Here is a 16,957-nt window from a genome sequence, read left to right on the forward strand (position 1 = left end):
AATGGCCCTCGCCACCAAATGCCCCCATTGCAACACGATATTTCGGGTCGCCGCTGACCAATTGAAGTTGCGTGGGGGTATCGTACGCTGTGGCACGTGCAGGGAAGTCTTTGACGGCAATGCCGCGCTGGTCGATCCAGCTGCAGCATCGCCGTTCTTGACATCGGGCCCTGGCACTGCCGCCACGTTATCGGGCATAGCCCCGACCGACAACAGCTTGCCGTCCACCATGGACGACGAACCCATTTATTCTCTCGACTTCGACACCTCGTTCGACCCGTTCGGCATCTTGCCGGAAGCGGCGCAGCGCAAGGACGACGAAGACGACGACGTACACCTCGAACTGGACTTTGACATCGCTGCGCCAGACGCCGCTTTGGCTGCCGCCCCTGTCGTTGTCCCTGCTGCCGCCCCTGTCATGGACGCTGCCCCTGTCGTTGCAGCAGCCGAGCCACCCGAAGCGCCGCTGCCCCAGCCGATGGCGCCCTTCAAGCGCCGCCAGGTCGATGACGCGCCCGCCTTCGCCACCTATTTGCGCGACAGCCGCCGCGAGCCGAATCTGGAAGCGGCGCCAGCCCCGCTGGCCCAAGCATTGCCGGTGGCCGACAAAGTGAGCCTGCACAGGCCTATGCGCGTCGCGCCCGCGCCCACGCGTTTGGAACCGACCTTGGCCGAGCACGCCTTTGAACCATTGCCCGCCCCTGTTGCGCCCGAGCCAGCGATACAGGCCACAGCCACAGAAACGACCATGGCCGCAGTCGGCGACGAACCAGCCTTTGTGATCCAGGGACGGCGCCGCGAACAGAGCGGCAAGGCCTTGCGCGTGAGCATGGCCATCGCTTCGGTGCTGCTGCTGTTGCTGTTATTACTACAAATGATGAGCACCTTCCGCAATCGACTGGCGGCGCAATTCCCACAGTACAAGCCAGCTCTGGTCGCGCTGTGCAAGCTCAATGGCTGCCAAGTCGACTTGCCAGCGCAGATCGAGGCGCTGGCCATCGAACAAGGTGAATTGCAAACCATCAAGGAACAAACCTTTTCCTACGTCTCGCTGCTGCGCAACCAGGGCCGCAGCGTGCAAGCGTGGCCCCACATCGAGCTGATACTCAACGACGCCAACGACAAGCCGCTGTTGCGCCGCGTGATCGCGCCGCGCGACTATCTGCCGGCCGAGATCGACATCAGCCTGGGTTTTGCAGCGCGCTCGGAACAAACTATCAAACTGTACTTTGCATTAGACCAGCTCACGGCGTCTGGTTACCGTATCGCCATCTTTTACCCTTAAGTGACACTATCATGACAAAAACCTCGTTGATCTGCGGCTCGCTTGCCACCGACACCATCATGCAATTCCACGGCCGCTTCGGCGAATCGCTGCTGGCCGACCAATTGCACAAGGTGAACGTGTCCTTCCTCGTACCGACCATGCGCACGGAGTTCGGCGGCTGCTCGGGCAACATCGCCTACAGCCTGAAAATGCTGGGCGGCGACCCGCGCATCGTCGGCGTCATGGGCCAGGATAGCGCCGCCTACCTGGAACGTCTGCAAAAGCTGGGCATTTCCACCGCCAACATCCTGATCAAGGCCGACAGCTACAACGCGCAATGCTTCGTCACGGCCGATGCGGACAATAACCAGATCAATGCCTTCCACCCCGGTGCCATGTCGTTTGCACATGAAAACCCGATCGCCAATGCGGGCCCGGCCAAGGTCGCCATCATTTCGCCCGACGGCGACCTTGGCATGCTCAAGCACGCCGCCGATCTGGCCGAACTGGGCATCCCCTTCATGTTCGACCCAGGCCAGCAGTTGCCACGTTTCAATGGCGAACAGTTGATCGACTTCATCAACAAAGCCACGTATGTGTCGGCCAACGACTATGAAATGGAAATGTTGATGGAACGCACGGGCTTGACCCTGCCGGACATCGCCAGCCGCCTGGAGGCGCTGATCGTCACGCGCGGCGAAAAAGGTTCGGAGATTTATACGGATGGCAAGCGCATCGACATTCCTGTCGTGGTCGCCAAGGAAGTGCTGGACCCGACCGGCTGCGGCGACGCCTACCGCGCTGGCTTGCTGTTCGGCATCACTAACGACCTGGGCTGGGAAACCAGCGGCCGCCTGGCCAGCCTGCTGGGCGCCATCAAGATCGCCACGCAAGGCGCGCAAAACCATGTGTTTACACCGGCCGGCATCGCCGACCAGTTTGAAGCGGCGTTCGGTTACCGCTATTAATCCAGCGAAGCCCGAGTAAGGCTGGGGTCGGTCGCTTCGCGATCGCAATACGTCCCATTGGGACGTATTGCCCCGCCGGGTCTGACCCCATATGCACGTCGGCTTGTGCCAAAGTGCTGACGTCGGGTTACGCTACGCTAACCCGACCTACTCCACCCTCACCATCATCGCAGCACGATAATCATCCCCACCAGCACTTGCGCGATCTGCAGCAGGATCAGCGCCACCAGCAGTGACAGATCCAGGCTGCCAACGAGCGGCACCACCTTGCGGATAGGACGCAGCAGCGGCTCGTTCAGGGCGCGTACAAACGGCGCCAGCGGCGCATGCGGGTTGACCCAGCTAAAGATGGCTTCGACGATCAGCAAAGCCATGAAACCGTAGAGTATCCATTGCAGGAAGCGTTGCAGCGACTTGAGCAGTACCACGTCGACGGGAGCGCCGGAAACAAACAGGATCGAGCTGGCCAGCAGCACGATCAGGAAGGCGCCGATCAGGCTGGCCCAGTCATATCCGCCCACGCCCGGTACCACGCGGCGCAGGGGACGCACCAGCCAGTCGGACAATTGAAACGTGAATTGCGCCACCGATGAAGGGGGCCGCACGCGCACCGCCTGCATCCAGAAGCGCAGCAGCAACACGCCGCCCAGCAAGGTGGCAATGGTATCAACGATCAAGGTAAGAATAACGATCAGCACGACTAATTCTCCAAAAAAAAACCGCTGTGTGATTGAGTCACACAGCGGCGTGTTGCCTCATCCAGGCACCCGTATCGTAGCAATTACGATGGGCGAGTGCTGGTTGGGAATGGCCAGGCAGCAGCCGGTGACAATACGGTTTTTGCTACAGGTGCGATCGGTGCCGATGGCTTGGCGACAGCAACTGCCTTCTTCGGCACGGCCTTTTTAGGCGCGGCCTTCTTCGCTGCTGGCTTGGCGGGCACGGCGGCTGGTACCGCTGCGGCCGCTACTGGCGCTGCTGCTTTCGCGGCCGGCTTGACCGCTGGCTTGGCGGCGGCTTTGGCTACTGGCTTGGCCGCTACCTTGGCCGCTGGCTTGGCTGCTGCTGCGACCTTGACGGCAGGCTTCGCTGCTGCTTTGGCGACCGGCTTGGCGGCTACCTTGGCGGCGGGCTTGGCGGCAACTTTCGCTGCCGGCTTCGCTGCTACCTTGGCCGCTGGCTTGGCTGCCGCCTTTGCTGCTGGTTTAGCTGCTGGCTTCGCTGCTGCCTTGGCTGCCGGTTTGGCAGCTGGTTTCTTCGCTGCAGGCTTGGCCGCTGGCTTGGCTTTGGCTACAGGCTTGGCGACGGCTTTCTTCGCTGCAGGCTTGGCGGCCACTTTTGCTGCTGGCTTGGCTGCGACCTTCGCTGCTGGCTTGGCTGCCGCTTTCGCTACTGGCTTCGCTGCTGCCTTGACGGCCGGCTTGGCGGCTGCCTTGGCTACCACCTTGGCTACCGCCTTGGCGACGACTTTTTTCACTGCAGGCTTGGCTGCTGCCTTGGCGACCGGTTTGGCCGCTGCCTTGACTGCCGGTTTTGCTGCAGCTTTTTTCACTGCTGGCTTGGCAGCAGGTTTCGCTGCAGCTTTTGCTGCTGGCTTGGCTGCCGGCTTGGCAACGGCTTTTTTCGCCGCTGGCTTGGCCGCTGCCTTGGCAACAGGTTTCGCTGCTGGCTTGGCGGCCGGTTTTGCTGTTGCCTTGGCCGCTGGTTTCGCCGCAGCTTTTGCTACTGGCTTGGCTGCCACTTTTGCTGCAGGCTTGGCTGCAGCTTTGGCGGCTGGCTTGACTGCGGCTTTGGCAGCCGGTTTAGCGGCAACCGTCTTGGCTGCGGCTGCCGGCTTCTTCGCGGCAGGAGCAGCCTTGGCGGCTGGTTTCTTTACTTCTGATTTCTTAGCGGCTGTTGCCATTTGTCTCTCCTTCATCTGAGATGAGAAATTTAAGCTACAAGATTTAAACCCGTCCGACCCACCACAGGGATGGACCAGGCGAATTATTCATCGGCACAAACGGTCGTTTGCGCTAATGAATTCGGCACCAGCTGAACTGCTGCAACTCCTCACGTTTGCAGCACTTCAGCCATCGTCGGTGCCACCCTGCTTAATCTCGCAGCTGGTGGCAAAGTCTGAATTCGGTCATTCGTTTTCGATGCCGTGCGTTTTTTCGCTCCTCGCATCGCGCTCGCCACAACACCCATGCGTCAAATAAAAAACCGCCATGCCTGAAAAAATTCGGGCACGGCGGCAGACGAAAACGGTGTGGTTTTGTGCATATCCGTGTAAATCTGTATCCCTGTTTTGCGAGGTTTTTTCGTTACCGCGCCGGTTAAAAAACCCCGCTTCTTAACACTCGCATTTGCAATCTCATAAAGTACACGAAAACCTTGTCCATGCGCAACCGGCACGACACATTTTCGCCCGCTTTTTTGCACGATACGCGTGCTATCGCACAATCGCGCGGCAAATGCCGCCGCCAGCGTCTGCGGAAACGATTTTTCGGGGCCGATATTACGCTCATTGGCGGCATCCGAAAACCAGGCGCGAGCCTCTTCGCATCGCTGAGGCAAGCACGCATTTTTGCATCCCGTTGGAGGGGCTTTTAGCTGCCACAGCGGACGCATTTTTCGCCGCCTGCCGGTCCGAATCGGCAACCCACAAGAGTGCGCCCATGCTGGGTGCACAAAAAAAAAGCGCCGTCACGAAGACGGCGCTTTGAGCATAGACGGAAAGACGCTTATTCCCAGTTCAGCGCGCCACCGGTCTGGTACTCGGTCACGCGCGTTTCGAAGAAGTTGCGTTCCTTCTTCATGTCGATCATTTCGCTCATCCACGGGAATGGATTTTCTTCCTGCGCGAACAACTGCTCGAGGCCGATCTGTTGCGCGCGGCGGTTGGCGATGAAGCGCAAATAGCCCTTGAACATCGGTGCATTCAGACCCAGCACACCGCGCGGCATGGTGTCTTCCGCGTAAGCGTATTCCAGTTCCACAGCCTGCATGAACAGCGCTTTGATCTCTTCGCGGAAGGCGGCCGTCCACAGCAAGGGGTTTTCCATCTTGATCGTGTTGATCAAGTCGATACCGAAGTTGCAATGCATCGATTCGTCGCGCAAGATGTACTGGTACTGCTCGGCAGCACCCATCATCTTGTTTTGGCGACCCAGCGCCAGGATTTGCGTGAAGCCGACGTAGAAGAACAGGCCTTCCATCAGGCAGGCAAACACGATCAGCGATTTCAACAGCTTCTGGTCGTTTTCCACCGTGCCGGTGACAAACGCAGGGTCGGTCAGCGTATTGATAAACGGGATCAGGAATTCATCCTTGTCGCGAATCGACTTGACTTCGTTGTAGGCGTTGAAGATCTCGCTTTCATCGAGGCCCAGCGATTCGACGATGTACTGGTAGGCGTGCGTATGGATCGCTTCCTCGAACGCCTGGCGCAGCAGGTACTGGCGGCATTCCGGCGCCGTGATGTGGCGGTAGGTGCCCAGCACGATGTTGTTGGCGGCCAGCGAGTCGGCGGTAACGAAGAAGCCCAGGTTGCGCTTGACCAGGCGGCGCTCATCGTCCGTCAGGCCGTTCGGGTTTTTCCACAGCTCGATATCGCGCTGCATGTTCACTTCCTGCGGCATCCAGTGGTTAGCGCAGCCGGCCAGATATTTGTCCCATGCCCATTTATACTTGAACGGCACCAACTGGTTGACATCGGTCTTGCCGTTGATGATGCGCTTGTCATCGGCATTCACGCGAAGCGCCACTTGCTCGGCGTTCGCTTCGGACGGTTCGGCACTGGCCGACAGGTTCAATTCGGTATTTCCCAATGGCGCTTGCTGCGCCGGACGCGGCACAGCTACCGACGTGGTTTCATCATCCCAGGACAACGACATAATATGATTCCTTTCGATGCCGGCGAGCCGGCGCTCCGCAACAGGTCCGTTGAATCGGACAATACGGACATTAACAACATTGAATCAGCCCAGCAGCGCTGGGCTGACAACTTTACATTTTTTAAAAACCGTCGCTAGCGAGCACAATATCGGGTCGACTAGCGCAGCAGGTTTTTACTGGCAAGCTTCGCATTCCTCAAAGCCGTCATCACCGGGGCGCAGGTAGCAGGCTTCGCCATCGGCGTCGTCCGCTGCCGCCACGGGCGCCGCCACGGCGGCAGCAGCAGCGGCAGCCGCCACAACCGCAGCCTGGGCGCTCTGTGCGCTGGCCGACATGCCGCCATCGACTGCCACGGCATTCAGGGCACCAGTCTTGGAGGTCGATTTCTCCATGTGGGTCGCGGCGATGGTACGCAGGTAGTAAGTGGTTTTCAGGCCACGCAACCATGCCAGCTTGTAGGTTTCATCGAGTTTCTTGCCCGATGCGCCAGCCATGTAAATATTCAGCGACTGGGCCTGGTCGATCCACTTCTGGCGACGCGAAGCCGCTTCCACCAGCCAGCTTGGCGACACTTCAAAGGCAGTGGCGTAGATGTCACGCAGGTCTTGCGGGATGCGGTCGATCTTCACCAGCGAACCGTCGAAGTACTTCAGGTCGGAGATCATGACTTCATCCCACAGGTCGCGCGCCTTCAGGTCGCGCACCAGGTAGCCGTTGATCTCGGTGAATTCACCGGACAGGTTCGATTTTACATACAGGTTCTGGAACGTCGGCTCGATGCAGGCCGACACGCCAATGATGTTCGAAATTGTCGCCGTCGGGGCGATCGCCACGCAGTTCGAGTTGCGCATGCCGAACTTGGCGATGCGTTCACGCACCGGCGTCCAGTCCATGGCCGACGAGGAATCGACTTCCAGGTAGCCGCCGCGCTCTTCGGCCAGCAGTTTCACCGAGTCTTGCGGCAAGATGCCGCGGTCCCACAGCGAACCGGCATACGATTCATAGCGGCCGCGTTCTTCGGCCAGTTCTGTCGACGCCAGGTAGGCGTAGTAGCAGACTGTCTCCATCGAGGTGTCGGCGAAGCTGACGGCTGCGTCGGAGGCAAACGGGATGCGCATCATGTGCAGGCAGTCCTGGAAGCCCATGACACCCATGCCGACCGGACGATGGCGCATGTTCGAATTGCGCGCCTTCTCGACGGCGTAGTAATTGATGTCGATGACGTTGTCGAGCATGCGCATGGCGGTGCGGATGGTCTTGGCCAGCTTGACGTGATCGAGCTTGCCTTCCTTCATGTGCGCCGGCATGTTGACGGAACCGAGGTTGCAAACGGCGATTTCATCCGGACCCGTGTTAAGCGTGATTTCCGTGCACAGATTCGAGCTGTGGACGACGCCGACGTGCGACTGCGGGCTGCGGATGTTGCAAGGATCCTTGAACGTGATCCATGGGTGGCCCGTTTCAAACAGCATCGACAGCATCTTGCGCCACAGGTCCAGCGCCTGAATCTTCTTGAACGAGCGGATTTCGCCGGCGGCTGCCTTGGCTTCGTAGCCGAGATAAGCCTTTTCAAAGGCTTTGCCGACCAGGTCGTGCAAGTCTGGCGTTTCGCTTGGCGAGAACAGGGTCCACTCGCCTTTTTCCATGACGCGCTTCATGAACATGTCGGGAATCCAGTTCGACGTGTTCATGTCGTGCGTGCGGCGGCGGTCGTCGCCCGTGTTCTTGCGCAGGTCGAGGAATTCCTCGATGTCCATGTGCCAGGTTTCCAGGTAGGCGCAGACTGCGCCCTTGCGCTTGCCGCCCTGGTTGACTGCCACGGCCGTGTCGTTGACTACTTTCAGGAACGGCACCACGCCTTGCGACTTGCCGTTGGTGCCCTTGATATGGGCACCCAGGGCGCGCACTGGCGTCCAGTCGTTACCCAGGCCGCCGGCATACTTGGCCAGCAGCGCATTGTCCTTGATGGCGTCATAGATGCCTTCCAGGTCATCCGAGACGGTGCTCAGGTAACACGACGACAGCTGCGAACGCAGGGTGCCCGAGTTGAACAGGGTCGGGGTCGAGCTCATGAAGTCGAACGAGGACAGCAGGCTGTAGAACTCGATGGCGCGCGCTTCGCGGTCCGCTTCGTTCAGCGCCAGGCCCATCGCCACGCGCATGTAGAACGCTTGCGGCATTTCGATGCGCACGTCATGGATGTGCAGGAAGTAGCGGTCATACAGCGTTTGCAGGCCGATGTAGCCGAATTGCAAGTCGCGGTCGGCAACGATGGCCTTGGCCAGGCGTTCCAGGTCGAAGCTGGCGAGTACCGGGTTCAGCAGATCGTTGGCGATGCCCTTGGCGATATATTGCGGGAAGTACGTCAGGTACTCGGCAGCAGCGGCCGCTTGCGGCACTTCCTTGCCAAACACTTCCTTGCGCACCGTATGGAGCAAGATGCGGGCCGTGACCTGGCTGTAGGCCGGGTCTTTTTCCATCAGCGCGCGCGCTGCCAGGATGGCCGACTTGTGCAGCTCTTCGACAGGTACGCCGTCATACAAGTTCTTCACCGTTTCAGCCAGGATGGCGTCGGCATCGACGTGCTTTTCCAGGCCGACGCAGGCGGCGTTGATCAGGTCGCGCACTTCCTGCATGTCCAGCAGGCGACGCACGCCATTGTCTGTGACATTCAATTGCGGTGCGGAAACTTGCGCGGAAGCACCCAGCGCCTCCTTCTGCAAACGACGCTCTTCCATGTGCTTGGCACGGTACAGCACGTAGGCACGCGCCACGTCGTGCTCGCCCGAACGCATCAGCGACAGTTCTACCTGGTCTTGCACGTCTTCGATATGGAAGGTGCCGCCACCCGGATGGCGGCGCACCAGCGCGGCGACGACGCTGTCGGTCAGTTGTTCCACCAGTTCGCGGATGCGTGCCGAAGCGGCGCCCTGGCCACCGTTGACGGCAAGAAACGCCTTGGTCATGGCGATGGCGATCTTCGAAGGCTCAAATGCCACCACCGCGCCGTTGCGGCGGATGATGCGATAGTCGCCCAAGGCCGCGCCCGTACTCGCCACGCTATTGGCCGCGCCTGGCGCTGGCGATACTGGCGTTGGATGGATGGAAATATCTTGTGGTGATTGCATTAAAGCTCCCGTTGTCAGCTAAAGTCAGCCTGCAGTTTTGCTGCCGCGTATGTTGTTGAGTAGAACGCCCGATGGTCAGGCTTTCCTCAAATAATTGTTGCTAAATAGTAAATAATTCACAGCCAGAAATCATGCGCCCAACCTGTACAGCTCGGCTGGCGCTCAACATGATCAAGGGTGGTGAAACGCCAGTTCCCGCTGCCGTATCAACAAGCAGGATAGCTTTGGTAATAATTCCGGAAACGTCTGTGATGGCACTAGATATAGTCTTTAAATCCAATTTATACACTAATTGTAGTACCCATCGACAGGCGATGCAATAGTTTTCCGGCATCTGTCGGCGTAATTTTTTGTATTTCCAAACACGATTTCGGTTGACTTTTCAGGGCACGGATGGAAAGCCCAATCCCCGCGTAGTAAGCGCTAACGCAGGCTCGCCGCGCGCAGTTTCCAGCCAGCATTCTTGATAAAAATGCCAGTCGAAAAATGGTCCCGGGTCCGTCTTCCTCCCCGCTGCAATATGCTCGTGGCCACGCACCTGGGACAAGCCGTAGCGCGCCACCAGCGCCGCCGTCAGCGCTGCCAGGACATGGTATTGCCGCCGCTGGAAAGGTACATCGTCCGCACCTTCCATTTCGATACCGATGGAATAGCCATTGCACTGCGCGCGTCCTTCGAATGTGGACGCGCCAGCATGCCAGGCACGTTGATCAGCAGAAACATATTGCAACAGCGCACCATCACGCCGCACAAAAAAGTGCGCCGAGACCTGCAAGCCACGCAGGTCGGCGAAAGAAGGATGGGCATTATAATCTAGCCGGCCGGTAAACAAGTCGGACACATGCGGTCCGCCAAACTGGCCGCCCGGCAAGCTGATGTTATGGATCACCAGCAAGTCGACTTGCACGCCGTCCGGGCGCGCATCCTGGTGCGGCGAGTCATAGCGCAGTGCGCCGTCGCACCAGCCGTTTTCATCTATCGTCCATGCTGTCATCAAGCTAGCAATTCCTGTATCGTCAATTTCTGCATCCGGTAACGCAGTTGGCGCACGCTTAGCCCCAGCTGGCGCGCCGCCTGTTCGCGGTGGTAGCGCGCCTGTACCAGCGCCTGCAAGATCATGTCGCGCTCGGCCTGGCGCAAATACATGTCAAGCGGCAAGACCGGGACAACGCTGGAGAGCGCCATGCCGGGCAAGCACAGTTGCCGCTCAGACACTACCGGCGGCAATGCCGTCCGCAGCGCGGTGATGCCCGCCGAGGACGGCAAGTCCAACCCGTCGAGCGCGATCACGCCGCCATCGGCAAAGGCCGGCGCCCGTTCCAGCATATTTTCCAGTTCGCGCACATTGCCGGGAAACGCATACGCGGCCAGGGCCGCCAGTACCGGCGGCGTCAGGCTCACACCCTGGCCTGGTGCCAGACGCGCCAGAATGGCTTCACATAATACCTGCAGATCGCCGCGCCGCTCACGCAGCGATGGCAGCGCCAGTTCGATGACATTCAGGCGGTAAAACAGATCCTGGCGGAACGTGCCGGCGGCCACGCCGCGCGCCAGGCCGTGCTGGCTGGCGCACAGGATACGCACATCAATGGCTTCGTCGCTACTGCCGCCGAGCTTGCGCACGCGGCGCTCCTGCAGCACGCGCAACAGCTTCACTTGCATGGCCAGCGGCAAGTCATCGACTTCATCGAGCAGCAAACTGCCGCCGTTGGCAGCCTGGAACAATCCTTCACGCTCGTGCAGCGCGCCCGTATAGGCACCCGGCCGGCAGCCGAAGAATTCAGCTTCCATCAGCGCTTCGGGAATGGCACCACAGTTGACGGCGATAAACGGCAAGCTGGCGCGCGCTCCCTGCGCGTGGATGGCGCGTGCCGCCAGTTCCTTGCCCGTGCCCGATTCACCGCGGATGGCCACCGGCGCGCCGCAGCGTGCGATACGCCCGATCTGCGCGCGCAGCGCCTGCATGGGCAGCGAATTGCCACATAGTTGCGGCACCGATGGCAAGGCGCCAGCGGCCACCTTGCCGGCGGCGGTCGCGGACTGCGCACTGGGGCTGGGGCTGGGCATGGAAGAGCGCACCTTTCTGCAATGGCGATGGGGAACCGCTTGCTGCAGATGCTACGCCGGACAGCTGCCGGAGGACGTCACGATACCCATGCGCAATGCAGCGCGCTTGCCCTTACAGCGTGGCGTGCGCGTGGCTGCAGTAATCGTGGCCCTTGGCCTGCACATTTTCGGATGCTGGATAGTACACGCCGCAATGGGCGCAACACAGCATCAGCTCGGCATCCGGCAATTGCTGTGGCCGACCCGGCGGCGTAAATGGATTCGATTGCGGTTGCGGTTGCGGTTGCTGCGCGCGGGCGCGCTGCTGCATGCCGCGCAGCTTGCTGCGGATAGCAAACAGCACCAGAAACACCAGCGCCAGCCAGAATAAAACTCGTGTCATGCGTATCCTCGGTGTAAAACCACTTCCAGTACAAAACGGCTACCGACATAGGCCAGCAGCAAGGTGGCGAAACCGGCCAAAGTGAAGCTCAAGGCCGTCTTGCCGCGCCAGCCGCGAAAGCGGCGCCCTGCCAGCAGGGCGGCAAACAGCAGCCACGACAGCATGGTAAACACGGACTTGTGATCCCAGTTGAGCGCCTTGCCAAATAATTGTTCGGAAAACACGATGCCCGACAGCACGGTCAGGCTGAGCAGGATGAAGCCCAGGCCGATCATGCGGAACAGCAACTTTTCCATCGTCAGCAGCGCTGGCAGCTGATCCAGCGCGCTGCCGATGAAGCCACGGCTTTCGCTGCGCGTATGCAGGCGCGATTCCTGCAGCGCCATGAGCACGGCGTGAAAGGCCGCTATCGTCAAGGTGCTATAGGCCAGCACCGCCACGGCAATATGCCAACCGAAGACGGCGGACTTGCCTTCCATGCTGACCTGGCTGCCAGGAAAGACCCAGGCCAGGCCGAGGGCGATGACGGCGCTGGGCATGACCATGCGGCGCAGTCCGTCCAGGCTGAAATTACGGTTCTCTAACCAGTAGGTGCCCACCGAAACCCATAGAGCGGCCGACAGCATGGCCGAAAAGCCAAAACGCAAGGTGCCGGGCGCCATCAGGTCGAACCACAGAGTGATGGCGTGCGCCAGCCAGGCGAGCCCGGTCAGACCGGCAATGAGCCGGGCACGGGATGAGGGAAGCACCGCGCACGCCGCGTACAACAGGGCGGCGATGAAAAAGAAATAGATCTGCATAGTTTAAGTTTACACCATAGCCGACAAGCGCGATTCAAGCGACAGCCCGGATGACAGGCATTGCGCCGCCAGCCCATGCTGCAAGCCTGCCATGATATCGCGCCTGAGGCGCAACGGGGTAACACCCCTCAAGATTTCGGCAATCTTTCTTCTGATACACTTTTCCACAGTGCAGCAACGTTGCCATGATGATCAGCCTATCCTCTATGCACAAGCAGATCGTGCAAGACAATGACGGCGCATCATCACGCATCGGCACAAGAACGGCGATGCACTGACGCGTATCGATACGCTGAGCTTCAGGCAGTCCCAAAAAAGCTCGATGGGCTTTCACGCGCCAAGGGCGCTGGCCGATCAAAACACCGCCGCAACATGGCTGGCACGGCGGTGTTTGGATGGCTTCCTGATTTACTTGACATTCAGGCTCTTTTTCGCTTGCTCCAGCAAGTCCGTCTTGACCCAGTCCTTGGCCACGGGCGGCTTCGTCATGCGGCCCACGCCCGTTTTTACCATCACATCGGTGGTCACCTGGATATGTTCGGGCGAAATATCATACGAATACGGCGAATTGCTGATCGCATCGTCGAAATCATCTTTCGTGATTTGACCGCGGAACACGACTTCGCGCACATACTTTTCCGCCGTCGCCTTATTGTCAATAAAGGTCTTGGTGGCTTCGACGAAGCAGCGCATGAATTTTTCCGCCACGGGACGGCGTTCCTTGTAAAACTTTTCCGTCATCACCATGGTACGCACGGGTTCGCCGATCGGCGTGTCGTACGGTTTGATGACTTCGCTGCCAAAGCCCTTGTTGATCGCCTGCGACGATTGCGGCTCCGACTGCATCATGGCATCGATATTGCTGCCCATCAGCGCCTGGTTCAAATCAGCGTAGGCGAGGAACACCAGTTGCACATCCTTGCCCTTGGTTTCGGAATACGTCAGGCCCGCTTGCGACAGCTCGGCCAACAGCAGCACTTCCTGAATGCCGCCGCGCGTCACGCCGACGCGCTTACCCTTCAGATCCTTCACGCTGGCGATCTTTTGCCCCGTGCCCCCGACCAGGCGCGCGCCGCCCTTGGCAAAACCGGCCACCACATAGATGGGCGCACCGCTGGCGCGCCCGGAGATGGCCGCCTCGGACGCCGTCGCCCCCACGTCCAGCTCGCCCGCAATGATGGCCTGCATCACATCGAGTCCCTTGGCAAAGATATGCTCTTCGACCTTGATGCCGCACTTGGGTGCGATTTCCTTGATATACGACACGGCACCGTAATGGGCGAATTTCAAATTACCCAGGCGCACGACTTCCTGCGCCTGGGCCTGGGTAGCAACTGCGCTGAACGCCAGCATGAGGGCGGCGGCGATACCGGTCTTCAAGGTCAATTTCTTTTGCATCGAATTCTCCTGTGGTGGTTGGTGTGTGCCCGCATGGACAAACCAGCGCGTAACACTTAATGCCGTTCAGTTAGTGTGTTAGTGATGCTATTTTTAGCCCAAGAACCAGCACAGGGGTCGGACCCGGCGGGGGAATGTGCTTCAATGGAGCACATTCCGATCACGAAGTGACCGACCCCTGCTCTTTGCCTCTGGGGTTAGCGAATTTACTGGCGCTCATCAATCACGCCAAAATCCTTAACTGAACGGCATTAGCGCGTAACACTGCATTTTTATTCTGCCTAGATAGTACCGTGTGTTAGAGACAGGATAATATTTTTTACGCTGGCCAACCCGGCGCCAGGCAAGACCCAGGCCATCGTCGCGCATGCGGTGGCGCTGAACATCACGGTAGCAACGTCACCAGAGCTGCCAGCGCGGCGACGGCTGCCAGCAAGGAACTACGTAACAGCAAGCGGGGCGCATATGGCAGCAGCAGGGCCACCAGCAGCGCCCCGGCACCGATGCATCCGAGCCAGGCGACCAGGCCGACGGTGGCGCTCCAGCCGGCCACGCATGGCCAGATGGCCAGTGCCAGCAACAGTGCGCCGGTCAATTGCAGCACGCGCCGCACCTTGGGCGCCGCGTCGCGGCCCCATACCTGACCGTGATGGCGATCCATCGCCAGCGCAAGGCTGGCCATGCCCGCATACGACAGGCCCAGTGCACACAGGATAGTGTTGTTCATGACTGCCCTTGCGTAGTCACTTGCAGGCTGGACGATGGCGCAGCGCTTTCCTTGGCTGCGCTCTTGCTGACCGCCTTGCGCTTGTGGACTTTCCACGCGCCCCAGGCGGCCAGCAGGCCGAAGGCCATGCTGCCCAGTTCCACGCCGGCGCTTTCCCAGTCGCCGCGCGCCACCTGCGCCGTCAGATTGTCGCCCGTGCTCAGTACATTCAGCACCGGCAGCAGCAGGCATAGCACCGCCAGCAAGCACAACTGCTCGATCCAGGCGCGCTTTTCGGCGCGCAGACAGGCGTGCACCAACATCAGGAGCCACACGCCGAAGAAGGCGCGCACCTCCCAGCCGGCGCGCTGTTCGAGGCCGATGGGGATCAAACGGTTGGCCCACAGGAAGCCCACACAGGCAATGGCCAGGCCGGCAATCGCCGCCACGTTGAGGCACTCAATCACGCGGTACACGCGCTGCGTGCAGGCGCCGAACTCGGCGCCTGCCTTCTGGCGCCGCTTGACCAGGAACAGGATGGCACCCGTGCCCATCATGGCCGTGCCGGCCAAGCCGCAGAAAAAATACAGCCAGCGCATCGGCGTACCGCCGAAACCGACCATATGCAGGTTAGACATGACGGAGCGCGTCAAGCCCGCGCCGCCCGTGTCCGACTCGCCCGGCAAGCGCACGGCAACTTGCTCGCCCGTAGCCAGCGCATAGCAGGCACGGCCCGTATTGGCGCTCAGGCGCGTCAGCAGTTCAACGTCTTCATTCCAGCCATACATGCATACGCGCATGGAGGCGTCATTTGGATTGTCCAGCACCACGGCGCGGATTTCCTGGCCGATGGCTTGCTCGGCGCGCAGCGCGAACGATTCCAGCGCGGGAATGGCCAGCGGCTGCCCTGTCTTGACGGGTTTTCCCGCATCGTTCCAGTCGGCCAGGAAGGCTTTCTTGGCATTGTCCATGCCATATTGCACCACCACGGGGGCCGGCACATGGTCATCGCTGAAAAATGCCAGGCCCGTATAGGCGATCATGCACTGGAACGGTAACGTCAGCACCGCCACCGCATTGTGTGCGTCGAGCCAGGAACGCTGGCCCTTGGCCGGGCGAAAGGTGAAGAAATCCTTGAAGATGCGCTTGTGCGTGATGACGCCGCTTACCAGCGCCACCAGCATGATCATGCTGGTGATGCCGACGATCCACACGCCGATGCGTCCCGCGTGCAGCGCGTAGTGGAAATCGACGAAATGGTGGCCGCCGATGGTATCGCGCTGCGTTGCCGTGCGCGCCTGTTTGACGATGGCGCCCGTCAAGGGATCGAGGTCGGCCGAGCCATAGCCGCCGCTGGGCTGGAACCAGTAGGCGGACAGGCCGTGGCCCGGGCGCTGCACGGGCCAGATTTCCCACATATCCGCCTTCGGGTGCTGCTTCGCCATGAAATCGAGCGCCAGTTCCAGGCGGTGCGCGCGGTCCGTGACCTTGGGCAGCGCTGGGTCGTGCGCGTGCGATGCCTCTTCCAATGCGTGTTCAGGCGTCATCCAGTGGCCGATCGGGTCGTCGAAAACGGCCAGGGTGCCGGTCAGAAAAATGGCGAACAACAGCCAGGAAATCCACAGGCCGCTCCAGCTATGCAGCCAGGCCATGGCCTGGCGCAAACCGCCCTGCTGTGGCGTTTTGACCACCTTATCGACCTTGACGGCGCTCAAGCGGCACCTCGCGACAGCAGCAGGCCAATGCCGCCGCAGACGATGGCCGGCAGCAGCATGCCGAGCCAGGCGCGGCGCAGGTCCGGCACGGCAAAGACCCAGATCACGGCGCAGGTGTAGACGACGAAGGCGCTCAGAGTCGCTGTCAGCACAGCTTCGGCGCGCGACAGCGGCAGCACGGCCGACAGCAGCACAGCCACGCCGGACGTGAGCGCATAGCCGCCAAAGACGGCGGCAAGCACGCGCGAGAACAACAATATGTGGGCCGCTTTCATCATCGCGGTGCGACCGGTGCCATACGCCCGCTGCCGCCATCGCCGGCCAGATTGAACTGCACATCCATAAACCATGCATCCTTCATCAAGATAGGTCATTCAACAGTCAATATTGACAGTTGGTAGTTCAAGCTCAGCATCAGGTTGCGCGGCGTGCCAGCAGATTGCCGAAGACAGTCGAGCAAATGCTCTGGCCATCATGCTTGTCGAGCGCATTGCTGACGTTCAGGCGCAGTGCGGCGCCGCTGTTGAACTCCTTGCCGAGATTGGAAGGACCGCTGTCGCGCGACAGCGTGCGGCGACACATCGGTATCGGCGGCCGACATGGCATCGCTTTCCGGTCAAGCGCGGCATACATTTAAATGCAAATGA

Annotated in this window: 16 protein-coding genes; 2 read left to right on the forward strand and 14 right to left on the reverse strand. The window is 60.3% G+C overall.

Going from position 1 to position 16,957, the window contains the following annotated elements:
* Position 1: 1 nt before the first annotated feature.
* Positions 2-1,285 (forward strand): DUF3426 domain-containing protein, encoded by a 1,284-nt coding sequence (locus H4V96_RS18420; protein ID WP_196855000.1) that lies wholly within the window; start codon positions 2-4, stop codon positions 1,283-1,285.
* Between the two features lie 11 nt (positions 1,286-1,296).
* Positions 1,297-2,235, forward strand: a complete 939-nt coding sequence (locus H4V96_RS18425) for a carbohydrate kinase family protein (RefSeq protein ID WP_070346222.1) — start codon at positions 1,297-1,299, stop codon at positions 2,233-2,235.
* 164 nt (positions 2,236-2,399) lie between these two features.
* On the opposite strand, the gene H4V96_RS18430 is transcribed toward H4V96_RS18425, so the two are convergent.
* The 14 genes from H4V96_RS18430 to H4V96_RS18495 all read right to left on the reverse strand — a co-directional run bounded on the left by H4V96_RS18430 (position 2,400) and on the right by H4V96_RS18495 (position 16,892).
* Entirely contained in the window at positions 2,400-2,930 is a 531-nt protein-coding gene (locus H4V96_RS18430; protein WP_280721196.1) for a YggT family protein, read from the reverse strand.
* Between the two features lie 86 nt (positions 2,931-3,016).
* Positions 3,017-3,787 carry a histone gene (locus H4V96_RS18435; RefSeq protein WP_196855080.1) on the reverse strand — a complete coding sequence of 257 codons (771 nt, stop codon included), beginning with the start codon at positions 3,785-3,787 and terminating at the stop codon, positions 3,017-3,019.
* A 641-nt stretch (positions 3,788-4,428) separates the two neighbouring features.
* On the reverse strand, positions 4,429-4,848 hold the full coding sequence (locus H4V96_RS18440) for a hypothetical protein (protein WP_196854999.1): 420 nt from the start codon (positions 4,846-4,848) through the stop codon (positions 4,429-4,431).
* Positions 4,849-4,961: 113 nt separating this feature from the next.
* Positions 4,962-6,113 carry a ribonucleotide-diphosphate reductase subunit beta gene (locus H4V96_RS18445; protein WP_010401344.1) on the reverse strand — a complete coding sequence of 384 codons (1,152 nt, stop codon included), beginning with the start codon at positions 6,111-6,113 and terminating at the stop codon, positions 4,962-4,964.
* 174 nt (positions 6,114-6,287) lie between these two features.
* The gene (locus H4V96_RS18450; RefSeq protein WP_196854998.1) at positions 6,288-9,242 is read right to left on the reverse strand and encodes a ribonucleoside-diphosphate reductase subunit alpha; all 2,955 of its coding nucleotides are present in this window, start codon (positions 9,240-9,242) and stop codon (positions 6,288-6,290) included.
* Between the two features lie 382 nt (positions 9,243-9,624).
* The gene (gene ampD / locus H4V96_RS18455) at positions 9,625-10,236 is read right to left on the reverse strand and encodes a 1,6-anhydro-N-acetylmuramyl-L-alanine amidase AmpD (protein WP_196855079.1); all 612 of its coding nucleotides are present in this window, start codon (positions 10,234-10,236) and stop codon (positions 9,625-9,627) included.
* Entirely contained in the window at positions 10,236-11,309 is a 1,074-nt protein-coding gene (locus tag H4V96_RS22510) for a sigma-54 dependent transcriptional regulator (protein ID WP_343029336.1), read from the reverse strand. Before H4V96_RS22510 ends, ampD begins: the two co-directional genes overlap by 1 nt.
* A gap of 112 nt (positions 11,310-11,421) precedes the next feature.
* Positions 11,422-11,691 (reverse strand): PP0621 family protein, encoded by a 270-nt coding sequence (locus H4V96_RS18465; protein WP_196854996.1) that lies wholly within the window; start codon positions 11,689-11,691, stop codon positions 11,422-11,424.
* Complete coding sequence (gene ccsA / locus H4V96_RS18470; RefSeq protein ID WP_196854995.1) at positions 11,688-12,491, reverse strand: cytochrome c biogenesis protein CcsA; 804 nt, start codon at positions 12,489-12,491, stop codon at positions 11,688-11,690. Before ccsA ends, H4V96_RS18465 begins: the two co-directional genes overlap by 4 nt.
* A gap of 408 nt (positions 12,492-12,899) precedes the next feature.
* Complete coding sequence (locus tag H4V96_RS18475) at positions 12,900-13,844, reverse strand: ABC transporter substrate-binding protein (protein ID WP_280721197.1); 945 nt, start codon at positions 13,842-13,844, stop codon at positions 12,900-12,902.
* 430 nt (positions 13,845-14,274) lie between these two features.
* A complete protein-coding gene (locus H4V96_RS18480) occupies positions 14,275-14,616 on the reverse strand; it encodes a DUF3325 domain-containing protein (RefSeq protein WP_010401362.1) in 342 nt (113 codons plus the stop codon).
* Positions 14,613-16,247: a PepSY-associated TM helix domain-containing protein gene (locus H4V96_RS18485; protein ID WP_280721198.1), complete on the reverse strand. Its 1,635-nt coding sequence runs from the start codon at positions 16,245-16,247 to the stop codon at positions 14,613-14,615. The genes H4V96_RS18480 and H4V96_RS18485 overlap by 4 nt, the downstream gene beginning before the upstream one ends.
* 59 nt (positions 16,248-16,306) lie before the next feature.
* Positions 16,307-16,588, reverse strand: coding sequence for a hypothetical protein (locus H4V96_RS18490; protein WP_010401367.1), 282 nt, complete (start codon positions 16,586-16,588; stop codon positions 16,307-16,309).
* A gap of 136 nt (positions 16,589-16,724) precedes the next feature.
* Positions 16,725-16,892: a hypothetical protein gene (locus H4V96_RS18495; protein WP_157998769.1), complete on the reverse strand. Its 168-nt coding sequence runs from the start codon at positions 16,890-16,892 to the stop codon at positions 16,725-16,727.
* Positions 16,893-16,957 lie beyond the last annotated feature (65 nt).

It is taken from the genome of Janthinobacterium sp. CG_23.4 (assembly GCF_029892305.1).
GTDB classification, from domain to species: Bacteria; Pseudomonadota; Gammaproteobacteria; order Burkholderiales; family Burkholderiaceae_D; genus Janthinobacterium; species Janthinobacterium lividum_D.